Source organism: Paenalicyclobacillus macrosporangiidus, from assembly GCF_900116805.1.
GTDB lineage: Bacteria > Bacillota > Bacilli > Alicyclobacillales > Alicyclobacillaceae > Alicyclobacillus_H > Alicyclobacillus_H macrosporangiidus.
Genome location: NZ_FPBV01000003.1, coordinates 79,962 through 95,684 on the forward strand (window position 1 = coordinate 79,962; position 15,723 = coordinate 95,684).

Below are 15,723 nucleotides of genomic sequence, written 5' to 3' on the forward strand. Positions count from 1 at the left end.
GGCCCCTTCACCGCCCCTCGCCGTAGACGGCTTCGAAGCGAGCGACGGCGGAGGACACGTCCACGGGGTGGCCGAGCTCCTGCAAGGTCTCGCCGATCCGGCGGATCGCCTCCGCGAACATGGCCCCGGTCACGTTGCCCATGTGCCCGATGCGGAAGGCCTTGCCGGCCAGGTGCGCGAGCGCGCCCGCGACGACCACGCCCTTGCTCGCGAGTTTCGCGCGGAACGCGGCATCGTCCACACCGTCGGGATAGAGGATGCAGGACAGGGTCGGCGCGGCGACGTCCTCTCCCGCAAGCGCCCGCATCCCGTACACGGCGAGGCCGGCCCGGACCGCCCTGCCCAACGCCTCGTGGCGCCGGTAGCGCGCAGGCAAGCCCTCGGCCATCACCATCTCCATGCCCTGGCGGTAGGCGTAGATCATGTTGACCGGCGGCGTCGCGAAGTAGCGGCCAGGATTCTCCATGACGGGCCGCCAGTTGTCGATGTCGAGGAAGTAGGCGGGCACGCGCGCCATCTCCGCCCGCGCCTTGAGGGCTCGCGGCCCGAAGGCGACGATGCCGAGCCCCGGCGGCACGCCGATGGCCTTCTGCGATCCGGTCAGCACCACGTCGATGGTGTATCCGGGCGCCCCGTACGTCTTCTGCATGTCCTCCTCCAGAGCCGCCGTGGCGCACACGCCGTCGAGGATGAAGAGCGCTCCCGCCTCCTTGACCACTGGGACGAGTGCGTCCAAATTGGCGGCGACACCGGTGGACGTGTCCACGTGCGTGACGGTGACGGCCTTGAATCCGCCCTGGGCGAGGGCGTGGCGGACGGCATCGGGATCGACATGGCGGCCCCACTCCGCCTGCACCGTCTCCACCTGAATTCCGTACGCGCGCCCGAGCTGCGTGAACCGGTCGCCGAAGTAGCCGTGGCTGACCACCAGCAGCTTCTCTCCGGGCGCAACGGTGTTCACGACGGCCATCTCCATCGCCAGCGTCCCGGACCCGGCAAAGATGTACACCTCGCCGTCGGTGTGGAACATCTCCTTGGTCAGCGCGATGCCGCGCTCAAAGATTTTGACGAAGCGCGGGTCGGTGTGGGCCCAGGTCTCGCTCGCCAAGGCGTCGTAGATCTCGTCTGCCACCGGCGTCGGCCCTGGGATGAGCAGCATCTCCTTGTTCCGCAACGTAAACAGGCCCCCTTTGCGACAAGTCCAACCCTTCTCATTATCGCGCACCCGCCGGAGGCCGTCTATGGACACTGGGCTGTCGTTCCTATCCCCTGCCGAGCCTGTTCGGATAAGCACGATTCGTTCACAACCGCCCTGACCTGGCAAAAATCCCCGCCCACTGGGGGGCGGGGCACAGGCCAAGGTCAAATCATCCGATTTGTCGCGGAAGGACCGCCCTCTGCCCGGACACCTGCCGGTCAGCGGTACAGGCGCCCCTCGTACACCACGAACCCGAACGGATGATGCGTCTCGTCCAACACCGCCTCCGACGCGCCGTCGTCTCCCGAGCGCGCCAGCGCGGCAGGGATGTACCGGCCCTGCAGTTCGATCTCGCGCCCCGCCGCCAACCCGGGAATGGGACCCGGAAGCCCCAAGGCGTCGCCGTACCGGATGGCGACCAATGCGCGATCCTCGACCTCGTCCGAAAATCCGTGCCAGACCTTGAGGACCTGGATGCCGTCCACCAGCAGCCGGTGGTGATGCGCCCCGTGCGCCTGCGCGTCCGGCTCCACGCTGCGGATGCGTGCCTTCACCCGGACGATGAACTCGTGGTCCGTCCGCGGCAGCGATGGCTGACGCCGAAACACCGGCTGGGGTTCAGGCACTGGCGTCGGGTCGGGCACCGGCTCAGCCTCGGGCGCTGGAGACGCCGACTCGGGCACCGGCACCGGTTCACGTTCAGGCGTCGGGTGCGACACCGGTTCCGCATCAGCCGCCGGCTCAGGTGCATGCGCCGCAGGCGCCAGCTCGAGTACCGCCGCCTCAGAGGCGGTCGATTCGGCCTGGCTCAACCGCTCCACCAACGCGGACACGTCAAAGGATCCGAAGCCGGTGCACGCGTCCCAGCCCGGACCGGCCGCATACCCGGCCACGCCATCGTACGTGTTGTCCCCCGCCGTGATGTCCCGGTAAACACCGGTCATCTGTGCGCCGTACAACAGCGCCGCCAGCCCCGACAACGGCGGCAGCCCGCGCTGCGCCCGCCGTTGGTTGGCCAGGGCCACCGCCGCCGCGAACACCGGACAGGACACCGACGTGCCCCCCACCACCGCGGACTGGCCCTGGAAGATGATCTGATACCCCGTCGCCGGGTCCGCGTTGCACGCGACATCCGGCACGCCACGGCCGGTCCCGTGAATCGCGCTCTGGTAGGACGGCTTTGCGAACACCGCGCTGAATCCGCCGCCCGTGGCGCCGCCGTTTTCCGGCCCCCGGTAGGTCCAGGCCGTCTCCGTCCCGTCGGGCTGCAGTGACGTGCCGCCCACCGCGACGGCGAAGGGCGCCGACGCCGGGGCGTCGGCGTGGCGGGCCTTCGGGCCGTTGGGATCATGCAGGCCGTACGCCCCCTGATCGCCCGAAGCGATGCACACCGTGATGCCGCGCGCGTCCAACTGCCGGATGAGATCCGCCCATTGGCGGAGGTCAGCGGGATCGAAGGAGATCTCCCCGTCCCCGTAAGAGATCGACAGCACCGTCGGGCGGTGCTGGGTGTCGTGCAGGATGTATTGCAGCGTCCTCGTCATGGATTGCGCAAACGACGCATACGTGTCGCCCGCATTCGCCTCGTACACCACGATATCCGCGCCGGGCGCCAAGGCCCCCGCCCACTGGAGGTCCAACGTGGCCTCCTCGTCGTCCGGACTGCGCCCCCCGTCGTTCGGCGTCCCGTCCACCGACACGAACGTCACCCGCGGCGGAGTGATGCCATGCGACGTCCAGAACTGCCGCGCGTCGCGGAGGTTGTACCCGTTGGAGAACTCGAGCAGCCCGATGGTCTGGCCGGTCCCGTCGAGATCGGCCGGAAAATGGTACAACCGGCGAATGTCCTCGGGAAAGTATCCCTGCCCATGGTTCGGGGTCACGTGGCCGGTCGCGAACACCACTCGTCTTGTGCGCACCTGGCTCGCCTCCTCGTTGGGTCCATCTCGCGGACTCCTTATCTGTATTCATACTACTCCGATATCTCTCTGTCATGTCCAAATCCGTCCACAACTTCAAAGGGCCCCGGGCGATCCCCGCCCAGGGCCCCATATGCGCGTCCCCCGTCAACGATCTCCGGAGGCGCCGATCTCGCTTCGCGCCGCGGCCAAACTCATCCCTGGTCCCACCAGGCGTTCCAATTCGTCGGCCGACAACTGCTCTGGATACGCGCTCTCATTGTGCAGGACGGCGTCCAGGCCGAGCAGTTCCTCCTCGCGCGTCACGCGGAAGCCCATGACCGCGTCCACGACCTTGATGAGAATGAGCGTACCCAGTCCGGAGAACACCCACGTCGCCGCCACCCCCGCCAGTTGCACCAGGAGCTGATGCGGATTCCCGTGGATCACCCCGTCGGCACCCGCGGGGTTGACCACCGTGGTGGCGAACAGCCCCGTGGCCAGCGCGCCCCACGTGCCGCCGATGCCGTGTCCGCCGAACGCGTCGAGCGCGTCGTCGTAGCCGAGCTTGCCTTTCATGAAGGTGGAGGCCAGGTAGCACAGGATGCCGCCGATGAAGCCGATGAGGATCGATCCCGCCGGCGTCACAAACCCTGCCGCCGGCGTGATGGCCACAAGTCCGGCGACGGCCCCCGCGCAGGCGCCGACGAGGGTCACGTGGCCAGTGCGCAGGCGCTCCACCAGCATCCACCCCAGCGCCGCCGCCGCGGTGGCGGTGTTGGTCGTCAGGAACGCCTCGGCAGACAGCCCGTTGGCCGCGAGGGCGCTGCCTGCGTTGAAGCCGAACCAGCCGAACCACAGCAGCGACGTCCCGAGGAGCACGAACGGGACGTTGTGCGCCTGGATCCGCTTCGATCCGAGTTCCGCCCGCTTCCCGAGGTAGATGGCGGCGACCAATCCGGCCACCCCGGAGCTGATGTGCACCACCGTGCCGCCCGCAAAGTCCAACACCCCGAGGTTGCGCAGCCAGCCGTCGATTCCCCAGACCCAGTGCGCCAGCGGATCGTAGATCAACGTCGCCCACAGGGTGATGAAGACGAGGAAGGAAGAAAATTTCACGCGCTCCGCCAGCCCGCCAATCAACAGCGCCGGCGTGATGATGGCGAACATCATCTGGAACAGGGCGAACAGCATGGCCGGAATGGTGCCGGCGTAGTCCGGGTTCGGATCGCCGTCGACGCCGTGGAACAGGCTCCACTGCAGCCCGCCGATGAGATGATGCACATCCGGCCCGAAGGCAAGGCTGTATCCGAACAGCACCCACTGCACGGAGACAATCAGCATCACCGCGAACACTTGGAACATGGTCGTGATGACATTTTTCTTGCGCACCAGCCCCCCGTAGAAGAGGGCCACCCCCGGCGTCATGAGCAGAACCAGCGCCGTGGCCACCAGGATCCAGGAGGTATCCCCCGGGTCCACCGCACCAGTGTCAGCAAACGTAACTCCAGGGACCAGCACCATCGACAACCCGGCCGTCAGCGCGGCCAGCGACCTGCCGCGCGCAATTCGCGCACGCCGTGGATCGGGCGTCCTCACCGGGGCCTGCGCACGCCCCGCATTCTGCGGTTCCCGCGCATCCCATGTCTCCTCCAACATGGTCGTCTCCACTCCCTCCCGTGTCGTGTTGATCTCAACATACAAAGTCCGACGGAAGGGATCAATGGTTTATGTAAATATATCTAACATGACATGTAATCAAATCGCTCCTGACGGGCCGTAGCCTGAAACGGGGTAACCCCAAAACTGCGTGTATCGTCACCACGTCGCGTGTGCATAACGAACATTCTTTGTTTACCACTTCTCATCCCGGGCGTGCCGCCTGAACGCACCGGGCGGGGCCCCCGCGCCACGCCCGCGCCCTCCTGACGCCCGAACTACGCCTCCACCCGCTCCAGAATCGTCGCCAACCCCTGGCCGACGCCGATGCACAGCGTCGCCAGGCCGTACCGGGCGCCCGTGCGCCGCAACTGCAGCGCCAGCGTCCCCGCCAAACGCGCACCCGAGCAGCCCAGGGGATGGCCAAGGGCGATCGCACCGCCGTTCGGGTTGACCCGCGCCGGATCGAGGCCCAGTTCCCGGATGCACGCCAACGACTGTGCCGCGAACGCCTCGTTCAGCTCCACCCAGTCGATGTCCGCCACCGTCAGCCCCGTCTTCTCCAGGACCTTGCGCGTCGCGTATACGGGCCCGATGCCCATCACACGCGGGTTCACCCCGGCCGCCGCCGACGCCACCCAGCGCGCCAGCGGCCGCAGCCCCAGGGCGCGCCCCTTCCGTTCCGACACCAACAACAGCGCCGCCGCGCCGTCGTTGATTCCCGACGAGTTGCCCGCGGTCACCGTCCCGCCCGCGCGGAAGACCGGCTTGAGCTTGGCCAACCCCTCCAGCGTCGTCTCGGGCCGCGGATGCTCGTCTTCCGAGACCACCGTCTCGCCCGTTCGATCCCGCACCGTCACCGGCAAAATCTCCTCCGCCAACACCCCTTCCGCCTTCGCCCGTGCCGCTTTCCGCTGGCTCATCAGCGCGAACATGTCTTGGTCTTCGCGCGAGATGTCGTACTGCTCGGCGACGTTCTCCGCTGTCTCGCCCATGCTCTCGATGGGATACGGGAAGTTCGGGTTCGGCATCCGCCACCCCAGCGTCGTGTCCCACAAGGTCTGGTTGCCGCGCACGTACTCCATCTCCGGTTTCGGCAGCACCAGCGGCGCCCGCGTCATGCTCTCCACGCCGCCCGCCACCGCCATCTCCATCTCCCCGAGCGCGATGGCCCTCGCCGCCTGGTTCACCGCCTCCAGCCCCGACGCGCACAGTCGGTTGACCGTCACACCCGGCACGTGCTCCGGCAGCCCGGCCAACAGAAGCCCCATCCGGGCCACGTTGCGGTTGTCCTCGCCCGCCTGGTTTGCGCAGCCCATGAACACGTCCTCCACCTCGGCCGCGTCGACGCCTGCCCGTTCTATCACGCCGCGAATCACGTGCGCCGCCAGATCATCCGGCCGCACCCGCTTGAGCGCGCCCCCCTGCCGCCCGATGGGCGTGCGCACGTACGCCACCAGCCACACGTTCTCTGCCATCCGCCTCTCTCCTTTCCTGCCGCCACGGTGCCTTCACCAGGTCCGTCACAAAAGTAAACTCCACCCGCATCAGGATATTCTTCATCGGGTTGATCTCGAGCGCCGCCCGGGTGCAGCTCCGCCATCCCCTCTCAGGGTTTCAACACCACCTTGCACCCTTCCTTGCTGAGCGCGTGGTCCTTCATGGTTCGCCTCTACCCTCTCAGATGTCCGCCCCGCCGTCTGCGATGATCCCGTTCTGGTCCGTCCCATCGAATGGGTGCTCGACCGTCGGGTGGTTCATGAAAGGGCGTTCTCCTTCCCCGGGATGGCGATGGCGCGGATGGGCGATGCGGTCGCCCCCTTGACGTTGAGCGGCAGCCCGATGAAGAGGAACCGCCGGTTAGCTATCCGATCCAGGTGGACGAGGTTTTCAATCAGGAGGATGTCGGCCCCGAGCATCCGCATGTGGACAGGCCGTTTCGGATTGCCGACCTCATCGACCATGGCGAGGTCCATGCCCAGTGCCTTGATGCCCTTCTCTTGCAGCCACGCCGCGCCGTCGTCGTTGATCCCCTGCCACTCGTAGAAACCCGGGTCACCCCATCGCCCGGGAAACGCCCGCAACAGCACGATGTCCCCCGGCCGGATCTCGATGGCGCGCTCCTCGCACCGGCGCGCCAGCATGGCGCTGTCGATGACCGCATCCGGCGCCTTGTCCGACACGTCGATGCACACGGCCGGCCCCATCAACTGCTGGAGCGGGACCTCGTGGATGTCCTTCCCGCCCTTGATGAAGTGGGACGGGGCATCGACGTGGGTGCCGCCGTGATCGGACGCGATCAGCAGCTTCGACGCGAACCCCTCGCACGGCGGTTGATACCGAGGCGCCGAGAACTCGTAGGTCACCTGGTCGAGCAGGTTGAATCTGGGATGGGACGCGAACGTTTTGAGCCCGTCCTGCAGCTGAAGCGTCAGATCGATGATCTCCATCTCACCCGTCTCCTTTCACCATCTGTATCCGATGTCATCGCGTGGCCCGTTAGCCGAGACCGGCACAGGCCGGGCCTCAGGCCAGCTGCACCCTGAACTCGGCTGCCGTCCGGCGCCGGACTTCCTCCAACGTCGCGCCCGGCATCAGCTCCGTCAGCACCAGCCCCGTCTCCGTCACCTGAAAGACGGCCAACTCGGTGATCACCAGGTCCACGGGGCGGTCGGCGGTCAATGGCAACGAGGCGTTCTGTACAATCTTCGGCTGCCCGTCGCGGGTGGTGTGGCTCATCGTGACGATCACGCGGCCCGCCCCGACCAACAGGTCCATCGCACCGCCCACGCCGAGCACCGTGGCGCCCGGCACCGACCAGTTCGCCACCCTCCCTTGGGCGTCCACCTGCAGCGCCCCGAGGATGGCCACGTCCACATGTCCGCCGCGGATCATCGAAAACGACAGGTCGCTCGCGAAAAAGCTGCAGCCGGGGGTCTGGGTGACGGGCAGTTTGCTGGCGTTGACCACGTCGGGATCCACCTCGCCCGGTTTCGGGGCCGGCCCGACCCCGAGCAGCCCGTTCTCGGTGTGCAAGTACACGTCCACTCCAGGTGGCAGATGATCGGCCACCCGTGTCGGAATCCCGACGCCGAGGTTGACCACGTCGCCATCCCGGAGCTCCTGGGCCGCTCGCGCGGCGATGCGGTGTTTCCTGTCCATCACGTGGCTCCCTCCCGCTGCACGATGATGTCGACGTACAGGTGGGGGGTCACGATGACCTCAGGATCCATCTGGCCCACCTCGACAATCTCATCCACCTCGGCGATCACCAGCTTTGCTGCGGTCGCCATCACCGGGTTGAAGTTGCGCGCGGTCTTGCGGTAGACCAGATTGCCCAGCCGATCCGCTTTGTGCGCCCGAATCAAGGCCACGTCGGCGGTGAGGGCGTACTCCAACACGTACGTCTGGCCGCCGATGACCCTCGTCTCCTTGCCCTCAGCGAGCAGGGTCCCGGCCGAGGCACGCGTGTAAAAGCCGCCGATTCCAGCGCCGCCCGCGCGGATGGCCTCGACGAATGTCCCCTGCGGCATCAACTCCACTTCGAGTTTTCCGGCGAGTACGTGCTCCCCGACCACCGGGTTGCTGGTGAAGTAAGATCCGATGGCCTTCCGGATCCGCCCCGCCTCCAGCAGTCGGCTCAGGCCCTTGCCAGGCTCCCCGACGTTGTTGCTGATGACCGTCAGGTCCTTCTGCCCCTGGCGGTACAGTTCGTCGATCAGCTCCAGCGGCGCCCCCACCAGGCCGAACCCGCCGACCATGATGGACATGCCGTCGCGGATGCGAGCGATGGCGTCCGACTTTGAGAGGATCTTCTGCTTCATGCCGCCTTCCCCACACTCCTCCTCAAGCCACGATCGAAGTACCCTCCGTCAGCGCGAACCCGTCCGCAAGCGCTTTTGAACCACGACGTAATGTTCCAGTTCTGCGACGGGCGTGAAGCCCGCGTGCAGGTACATGGATTGTGAGCCGTGGTAGTGAGCCGTCCGCGGGTGGTGCTTCGGCGGATAAGCTTCCACCACGGTCATGCCCTGATGGCCCATGAATTCACAGCACGCCGTCAAAAGCTGCCGCGCAATTCCTCGTCCACGATACGCCGGCGCGACCAAAAAACACACAATGCTCCCCAGCATCGTATCGGTGTCATCGCGGGCGTTCAGCATCTCCACCAGTCGGGGAAGCGTATGACGAGGCGCTGCATGACACCAGCCGACCACGCTGTCCGAGTCATAGGCGAGAAAGCCATGGTGTCGGCCACTGAGGATCCGTTCCGTGACCGCTCGGCGGTTCACGTCTCCGGAGCGGCCGGCCCACTCGCTGTCGGAAACAACGCAATGGTAATAATCGCAGTAGCAGCCGGCCCACTCGTCTCCTTTCGGGAATGCGTCGTGATCGAAGAAACGTAAATAATCGTCGACGAGCGCGGGCGTCAGCGGCTTGATAGTGAGATCCATGACCACCCCTCCCCCCATCATCCCTCCACTTGAACCAGCCTGCCGTGCCGCGCTCCTACCCCCGCAGCGCCCGCCGCAAGAACTTCCCTGTCGCCGTCTTCGGCAGCTCCGGCAAAATCTCCACCTGCCGCGGGTACTTGTACGCCGCCATCCGATGGCGGCAGAATGCCACCAACTCGTCCGGCGACACCCGTCCCTCGTACTCCGCTTTCAGGGCGACGAAAGCCTTGACCGTCTCGCCCCGGTACGCGTCCGGGACACCCACCACCGCCGCCTCCCGCACCGCCGGGTGCTGGTACAGCACGTCCTCCACCTCGCGCGGCCAGACCTTGAACCCGGACGCGATGATGACGTCCTTCTTCCGGTCGACCACGTAGAACCACCCGTCCTCGTCGCGCCGGACGACGTCGCCCGTCAGGAAGTACCCGTCGCAGAACGCCTGGGTGGTCGCCTCCGGACGCCCCCAGTACCCGGAGAACACCATCGGCCCGCGCACGGCCAACTCCCCCAGCTCACCCGGAGGCAGTTCCACGCGCGGATCGTCCAGGGACACCACCCGCGCGTCGCAGCCCGGCACCGGCACCCCGATGGCGAGGGCGCCGCTCTCGCCGTCCACAGGGGCGCGCCGTCCGTACGGGACCGCGTGCGTCGGTGAGTTGGTCTCCGTCAGCCCGTAGATGTTGTGGATGTACACCCCGAAGGCCTCCTCAAACTGCGCCACCACGCGCTCTGGGATGGGCGCCCCGCCGCTGTAGCACCGGCGCAGCGACGCGAAATCCTGGCGGCGGCTGTCCGGGTGGTTGAGCAGCGCGATGTACGCCGTGATGGCGCCAACCGTCATCGTCGGCCGCCAACGGCGCATCATGTCGAGGGCGACCCCCGGATCGAACCGGTGAAAGAGGACCAACGGCGCCCCCGTACAAGCGGACAGCGCGATGTGCCCCACGATGCCCGTCACGTGAAACAAGGGCGCGATCCCGAGGATCACGTCGCCACTCCCCATCTCCATCCACGCCTGGTACACGCGCGCGTTGTACGCGACGTTCCTGTGCAGGTTCATGGCGCCCTTGGGCTGTCCCGTGGTGCCCGAGGTGTAGATGAGGTACGCCACGTCGTCCGGCCGGACGTGCACCCGCACGTCCGGCCGCGGCTCCTCCTCCCGCAGCACGTCGCGCAGCCACACCACCACCGGCCCCGCACCGCCAGGCTCCCCAGCGGCCGAGTCCCGGGCCACCGTGTCGGACGCCCCGGTCCCCAAGCTGGGGGTGGGCGTGTCGCGAAGCGGCTCGCGTGAGCGCAGAAGCGGAGCGACACGCCCCTTCGCCAGCACCACCTGCTGCACCCCGGCCTCCGCCGCCACCCGGTGCGCCGCGTCGGTGTAGAGGGAGGCCAAGCTCACCAGCACCCGCACGCCCGCGTCCTGAAGGTGGTAGGCCAGTTCCTTTTCCTTGAACATCGGATTGAGCGGCACCACGATGGCCCCGCGCTTCCAGGCCGCGTACTGGGCCGCGAGGAACTCCGGATCGTTCTGCAGGTACAGCCCCACCCGCTCACCGGGACCGACCCCCCACGCCGCAAACCGCGCCGCCAGCCGATCCGCCCACGCGTTCAGCTCGCCAAAGGAAATCGCCTGATCGAAATACAGCACCGCGGGGGCGTCCGGCATGCGGCGGGCGGTGTCTTCAAAGAGATCGATCACGCTCTCCTCCCCGACGCCCAAGTCCGCCCCGATCCCCGCGGTGTACAGCGCCGTCCACGGCCGCTCCCCGGTCATTGCGCCAGCCACCCCCCGTCGACGTACAGCACGTGGCCGTGGATGAAATCCGACGCGTCCGACGCCAGGAATACCGCCGCCCCCATCACGTCCTTCGGCTCGCCCAGCCGCCCCGCCGGCGTGCGCGACAGAATGTCCCGCAGGCGTTCCGGATCCTCCAGCCAAGCGGCCGTCATCGGCGTGCGGATGTACGCTGGCGCCAGGCAGTTGACGTTGATCCCGCTGCTCGCGTACTCGGTCGCCCACACCTTCGTCAATTGCACGATGCCGCCCTTGGACGCCGCGTACGCGGTCTGGTACGGCATTCCGACCCCGCCGAAGATGGACGCGATGTTGATCACCTTGCCGCGCCCGCGCCCGGCCATGCGCCGGATGACCTCGCGCCCGACGAGGAAGATGCCGCGCAGGTTGGTGTCAAGCACATCGTCCCAGTCATCCGCTCCGTACTCGGTCAGCGGCTTGCGGATGTTCTTGCCCGCGTTGTTGACGAGGATGTCAATCGGTCCCACCTCGCGTTCGATCCGCTCGACGGCCTCCACCACCTGGTCTTCCTTCGTCACATCCGCCTGCACGAACACGCCCCGCCGGCCCAGGCGCTCAATCTCCGCGACCGCCAGCCGGCCGCTCTCCGGATCGCGCCCGAGCACCGCCACATCGCTCCCGGCGTGCGCCAGGCCGCGCGCCATCGCCAACCCGATGCCGCGCGTCCCTCCTGTCACCAGCGCCAGCCGGCCGTCCAGAGAGAACGTTGGAAACTCCGACATTCGCCCACCCCGCATCAAACTCATGGCAACATTCGAAATTCTCCTTCCATGGTAGCGGATTCATGGGCGCAGGAAAACCCCTGTTTCACTCGGACTGTCCATGGCAACGGTCACAGGTGTACACCGCCCCCGGCCGCTGCGTCCGAATGTCCGCCCCGCACTCGACGCACCGGGAGGACCATTCGCCCCGCCGCGCGTCCGTCCAGACCTGGTTGTCACTTTCACCGCCGTTCTCCATCCGTCGGCTGATGCACCCGTCCGCACACGTCTCCGCCGTCTCCGTCCCCAGGTTCGTCAGGCGCCACGTCGACATCGGCCTCGTCCTCCTCTCCCGCCATGCCGCGGATTGTTATACAACAATGTACTGTCCATCTCGTTCTGCGTCAACACAACAGAGATAAATTTTTCTCTTGTGTTATATAACACATCGTGCTATATCAGAATATACATACAGAGCACGCGGTGAAACACCGGGTCCAAGCATCGAGCGTGCGTCAACCTTCAATTCCATTCTGTGGAGAGGATGATGGACATGACGGCGACAGGGCGGATGCAAGCAGAAGCGGAACAGATGGCGCGGTCGTGGCGGGAGGATGCGCGTTGGCGCGGGATCGAGCGCCCGTACAGCCCGGAGGACGTGCTGCGGCTGCGCGGGTCGCTGCACGTGGAGCACACCCTCGCGCGGCAGGGGGCGGAGAAACTGTGGCGCCTCCTTCAGGAGGAGCCGTTCGTCCGGGCCCTCGGCGCCCTGACGGGGAACCAGGCTGTGCAGCAGGTCAAAGCGGGACTGAAGGCCATCTACGTGAGCGGCTGGCAGGTGGCGGCGGACGCCAACCTGGCCGGCAGCATGTATCCCGACCAGAGCCTGTACCCGTCCAACAGCGTCCCGGACGTGGTGGCGCGCATCAATCGCGCCCTGCGGCGGGCGGATCAGATCCAGTCGAGCGAAGGCGGGGGCGGAATCGACTGGTTCGTACCCATCGTCGCGGACGCGGAGGCGGGGTTCGGCGGGCCGCTCAACGTCTTCGAGGTGACACGGTGGATGATTGAGGCCGGAGCCAGCGGAGTCCATCTGGAGGACCAGTTGTCGTCGGAGAAAAAGTGCGGCCATATGGGCGGGAAGGTGCTCATTCCCGCGTCGCACGCCGTGCGCCACCTGGTCGCCGCCCGTCTGGCGGCGGACGTGTGCGGAGTGCCGACCGTCCTCATCGCCCGCACCGACGCCCTTTCCGCCAAGTTGTTGACGAGCGATGTGGACAATCGCGATCGACCTTTCCTCACCGGCGAACGCACGGTGGAAGGGTTCTTCCGCATCCGCGGCGGGCTGGACATGGCCATCGCGCGCGGCCTCGCGTATGCCCCTTACGCCGACCTCATCTGGTGCGAGACGTCGGAACCGGACCTGGATCAGGCGCGCGCGTTCGCGGAGGCCATCCACGCCGCGTACCCCGGTAAACCGCTCGCATACAACTGCTCGCCCTCCTTCAACTGGAAGCGCAAACTCGACGAACGGACCATCGCCCGGTTCCAAGAGGAGTTGGCGGACATGGGCTACCGGTTCCAGTTCGTCACCCTGGCCGGTTTCCACACCCTGAACCACAGCATGTTCACCCTCGCCCGGGAGTACCGGGAACGCGGCATGGCCGCCTACGCGGAACTTCAGGAGGCGGAGTTCGCCAGCGAGCGGGACGGCTACACCGCGACCAAGCACCAGCGCGAGGTCGGCACGGGCTACTTCGACGAGGTGTCGCGGGTGGTCTCAGGCGGACTGTCGTCGACCACGGCGTTGGAGGACTCGACGGAGGCCGCGCAGTTTCTGTGAGCGGTGGGCGGGCCGCCTCCCTGTCTCGGCGGCCCGCCCTCGGACTATAATGAAAGGGACGACGCAAAACGGACGGAGGCGAAAGGTGTGACCGGCAAATCGCTGGACGAGTTCCTCAATCCCGAACGCCGCCGGCAGAATCGGGAGATCCAACTGCGGATTCGCGCGGAGTCGCCGGGCATGAAGCGGCGCATCCGCCGCCGGCGAAGCCAAGCGGAGCTCTCGCTGCTCGCGCAGGCGATTTCCGACCGGATCAAACAATGGGACGAGGAAGGGATCACGGAACGCCATGGCCGGCATTGGAAGCTCCATCTCTGAAGCGGACATTCAGAAGGTTCGGGATCTACTGGCTGCGCTGGAGCGGGACTCGTCCGACGGGCTGACCCGGAGTCTGAAGGCGAACCCAAACCGCTGGGTACCCGCCACTGGTACCATCCGGGACTGCAGTTGCCCATCGAGATCCCCGATAGCTGGTTGGACGGATCGCTGGAGCGCGTCCTGCGGGTCGACGTCGGGGACGGGTATCACCTGTACGTCATCGGCATCGAGGACCTCATCCTGGACCGATTGCGCGCCGCGGTCCATTGGAAGTCCACATCCGACGAGGAGTGGGCCCTGCTGCTGCTCAAGACGCGCTGGAACGACATCGACTTCACCTATTTGGAGCAAGAAGCGAAGCCCGAGCAAGGCGTTGCCGAGTTGTTGGCGGCGCTCAAGCGCCAGGCCGACCAGTTGTAAAGGTGCCACCACGCCCCCTGCCGCCGAGAATCCGTGGAAGCGTGGCGTGCCCCATCTTTCACACTTTCCGGACCTCGAAGCTATCATCCAGTAGGTACCAATTCTGAGGAAAAGAGTTCCCCAGCACCCAGTAGCTCACCCCGCGCAGGTTATATTCGTAGACGAGGTTCAGCTTTGCCGAGACGCTCAATGCGTCGTCGAACCACACCACCCGCTCCTCCAGAGCACGCGTGCGGTAACGAAAGAAGGGCGACGCGGACGGGTGATGCCACTGGATCGGCACCTGCTCACGGATGGCCAGGTTCTGCGCGGTGTTGTTGGCGATCCCGGAGGCGCGCCCGCCGGCCGGATACGGCAATGGCCAGTCGTACCCGTAGAGGGAGATGCCCATCAGGATCTTCTGCGGCGGGATGACGGACGTCGCGTAGTCGAGCACCGCCCGCACCTGGTCGAGCGGCGCCACCGCCATCGGAGGTCCTCCGACCCAGCCCCACTCGTACGTCATCAGCATCAGGAAGTCCACCTCGGCGCCGAGCGTCCGGTAGTCGAAGGCGCCCATCCACTGGGCCGTCGGCTCGTCACGGGTCTTGGGGCCGAGGGCGATGGACAACGACATCCCGGCGGGCCGGACGATGCGGCCCAGTTCGCGGATGAACTGGTTGTACAGGGGACGGTCGGACGGCCGCATGTGCTCGAAGTCCACGTTGATCCCGCGGAACCCCTGCGATCGCGCGAGGCGCATGATGTGATCCAACAGGCGGCGCCGGATGCTGCCGTTGGCCAGAATGGTGTGCGCCAGTTCGGTGTTGAACGTGTTGCCGTCGAAGTTGGTCACCGTCATCAAGGGCGCGATGCCGTACCGCTTGGCCACCTCGAGGGCGATGTCGTCCTTGGCTTCCGCCAACGTTCCGTCGGCGCGCGCCTGGTAACTGAAGATGCTCAGATAGCTCAGCCAGCGGCCCACATCCTGCAGGATACCGGCGTCCGTCGGCGTGCCCTCCGGAAGCAGGTATCCATTGACCTCGATGGTCCGCTTCCGCGTGACGCGGCGCGGCACGAGCACCGTCTGCCCCGCCTGCCACTGGGGCCCCGCCGGGCGAAACTGGCTGTAACTTTCCAACTCCTCTAGCGTCACGCCGAGGCGCCGCGCGGCCTGCTCGAGGCCCTCGCCGCGGCGGACCCGGTAGGTCTGCGCCAGGGTCGCCGGTCCCGGCACCAACAGGTGCAACCCCGGCACCAACACGTCTTCCCCAGAGAGCTCGTTCCAGCGAATGAGATCGCGCGTGGTGGTTTCGACCCGGTCGGCGATCCCGCGCAGTTCGTCGCCCGCCACCACGGTGTATACGCGCATGCGGATCCCCCCTTCGCCGCAGGCCGGTCGCGCACGGCACAGGGCGATGCGCGGACCCGTGGCAT

At 66.7% G+C, this 15,723-nt stretch carries 15 protein-coding genes; 3 read left to right on the plus strand and 12 right to left on the minus strand.

Annotated elements, in window-relative coordinates; genetic code table 11:
- Positions 1-7: 7 nt before the first annotated feature.
- The 11 genes from BM357_RS04010 to BM357_RS04060 all read right to left on the minus strand — a co-directional run bounded on the left by BM357_RS04010 (position 8) and on the right by BM357_RS04060 (position 12,060).
- Complete coding sequence (locus tag BM357_RS04010) at positions 8-1,174, minus strand: pyridoxal-phosphate-dependent aminotransferase family protein (RefSeq protein WP_074949899.1); 1,167 nt, start codon at positions 1,172-1,174, stop codon at positions 8-10.
- Positions 1,175-1,416: 242 nt separating this feature from the next.
- On the minus strand, positions 1,417-3,117 hold the full coding sequence (locus BM357_RS04015; protein ID WP_083430160.1) for a S8 family serine peptidase: 1,701 nt from the start codon (positions 3,115-3,117) through the stop codon (positions 1,417-1,419).
- A gap of 147 nt (positions 3,118-3,264) precedes the next feature.
- Positions 3,265-4,578: an ammonium transporter gene (locus tag BM357_RS04020; protein ID WP_281245564.1), complete on the minus strand. Its 1,314-nt coding sequence runs from the start codon at positions 4,576-4,578 to the stop codon at positions 3,265-3,267.
- A gap of 455 nt (positions 4,579-5,033) precedes the next feature.
- Entirely contained in the window at positions 5,034-6,233 is a 1,200-nt protein-coding gene (locus tag BM357_RS04025; protein WP_074949903.1) for a thiolase family protein, read from the minus strand.
- 279 nt (positions 6,234-6,512) lie between these two features.
- Positions 6,513-7,205 (minus strand): cyclase family protein, encoded by a 693-nt coding sequence (locus BM357_RS04030; protein WP_074949905.1) that lies wholly within the window; start codon positions 7,203-7,205, stop codon positions 6,513-6,515.
- A gap of 76 nt (positions 7,206-7,281) precedes the next feature.
- On the minus strand, positions 7,282-7,917 hold the full coding sequence (locus BM357_RS04035) for a 3-oxoacid CoA-transferase subunit B (RefSeq protein WP_074950097.1): 636 nt from the start codon (positions 7,915-7,917) through the stop codon (positions 7,282-7,284).
- Complete coding sequence (locus BM357_RS04040; RefSeq protein WP_074949907.1) at positions 7,917-8,579, minus strand: CoA transferase subunit A; 663 nt, start codon at positions 8,577-8,579, stop codon at positions 7,917-7,919. The genes BM357_RS04035 and BM357_RS04040 overlap by 1 nt, the downstream gene beginning before the upstream one ends.
- 48 nt (positions 8,580-8,627) lie before the next feature.
- On the minus strand, positions 8,628-9,209 hold the full coding sequence (locus BM357_RS04045) for a GNAT family N-acetyltransferase (protein ID WP_074949909.1): 582 nt from the start codon (positions 9,207-9,209) through the stop codon (positions 8,628-8,630).
- A gap of 55 nt (positions 9,210-9,264) precedes the next feature.
- A complete protein-coding gene (locus BM357_RS04050) occupies positions 9,265-10,983 on the minus strand; it encodes a long-chain-fatty-acid--CoA ligase (protein ID WP_074949911.1) in 1,719 nt (572 codons plus the stop codon).
- The gene (locus tag BM357_RS04055) at positions 10,980-11,747 is read right to left on the minus strand and encodes an SDR family NAD(P)-dependent oxidoreductase (protein ID WP_074950099.1); all 768 of its coding nucleotides are present in this window, start codon (positions 11,745-11,747) and stop codon (positions 10,980-10,982) included. The genes BM357_RS04050 and BM357_RS04055 overlap by 4 nt, the downstream gene beginning before the upstream one ends.
- A gap of 85 nt (positions 11,748-11,832) precedes the next feature.
- On the minus strand, positions 11,833-12,060 hold the full coding sequence (locus tag BM357_RS04060; protein WP_074949913.1) for a hypothetical protein: 228 nt from the start codon (positions 12,058-12,060) through the stop codon (positions 11,833-11,835).
- Positions 12,061-12,279: 219 nt separating this feature from the next.
- Between BM357_RS04060 and aceA the strand changes: the two genes are divergently transcribed.
- From aceA to BM357_RS04075, 3 genes are all read left to right on the plus strand, one after another.
- Positions 12,280-13,569: an isocitrate lyase gene (aceA, locus tag BM357_RS04065; RefSeq protein ID WP_175511436.1), complete on the plus strand. Its 1,290-nt coding sequence runs from the start codon at positions 12,280-12,282 to the stop codon at positions 13,567-13,569.
- A gap of 87 nt (positions 13,570-13,656) precedes the next feature.
- On the plus strand, positions 13,657-13,887 hold the full coding sequence (locus BM357_RS04070; protein ID WP_074949917.1) for a hypothetical protein: 231 nt from the start codon (positions 13,657-13,659) through the stop codon (positions 13,885-13,887).
- Positions 13,888-14,016: 129 nt separating this feature from the next.
- A complete protein-coding gene (locus tag BM357_RS04075; RefSeq protein ID WP_139234551.1) occupies positions 14,017-14,307 on the plus strand; it encodes a hypothetical protein in 291 nt (96 codons plus the stop codon).
- Positions 14,308-14,365: 58 nt separating this feature from the next.
- On the opposite strand, the gene BM357_RS04080 is transcribed toward BM357_RS04075, so the two are convergent.
- Positions 14,366-15,658, minus strand: coding sequence for a glycosyl hydrolase family 18 protein (locus BM357_RS04080; RefSeq protein WP_074949921.1), 1,293 nt, complete (start codon positions 15,656-15,658; stop codon positions 14,366-14,368).
- Positions 15,659-15,723 lie beyond the last annotated feature (65 nt).

What these genes read in the sequence shown, in the direction of transcription:
- aceA (WP_175511436.1), top strand. Translation starts at nt 12,280, where the DNA reads ATGACGGCGACAGGGCGGATGCAAGCAGAAGCGGAACAGATGGCGCGG.
- BM357_RS04050 (WP_074949911.1), bottom strand. Translation starts at nt 10,983, where the DNA reads ATGACCGGGGAGCGGCCGTGGACGGCGCTGTACACCGCGGGGATCGGG.
- BM357_RS04045 (WP_074949909.1), bottom strand. Translation starts at nt 9,209, where the DNA reads ATGGATCTCACTATCAAGCCGCTGACGCCCGCGCTCGTCGACGATTAT.
- BM357_RS04035 (WP_074950097.1), bottom strand. Translation starts at nt 7,917, where the DNA reads ATGGACAGGAAACACCGCATCGCCGCGCGAGCGGCCCAGGAGCTCCGG.
- BM357_RS04060 (WP_074949913.1), bottom strand. Translation starts at nt 12,060, where the DNA reads ATGTCGACGTGGCGCCTGACGAACCTGGGGACGGAGACGGCGGAGACG.
- BM357_RS04025 (WP_074949903.1), bottom strand. Translation starts at nt 6,233, where the DNA reads ATGGCAGAGAACGTGTGGCTGGTGGCGTACGTGCGCACGCCCATCGGG.
- BM357_RS04030 (WP_074949905.1), bottom strand. Translation starts at nt 7,205, where the DNA reads ATGGAGATCATCGATCTGACGCTTCAGCTGCAGGACGGGCTCAAAACG.
- BM357_RS04055 (WP_074950099.1), bottom strand. Translation starts at nt 11,747, where the DNA reads ATGTCGGAGTTTCCAACGTTCTCTCTGGACGGCCGGCTGGCGCTGGTG.
- BM357_RS04040 (WP_074949907.1), bottom strand. Translation starts at nt 8,579, where the DNA reads ATGAAGCAGAAGATCCTCTCAAAGTCGGACGCCATCGCTCGCATCCGC.
- BM357_RS04080 (WP_074949921.1), bottom strand. Translation starts at nt 15,658, where the DNA reads ATGCGCGTATACACCGTGGTGGCGGGCGACGAACTGCGCGGGATCGCC.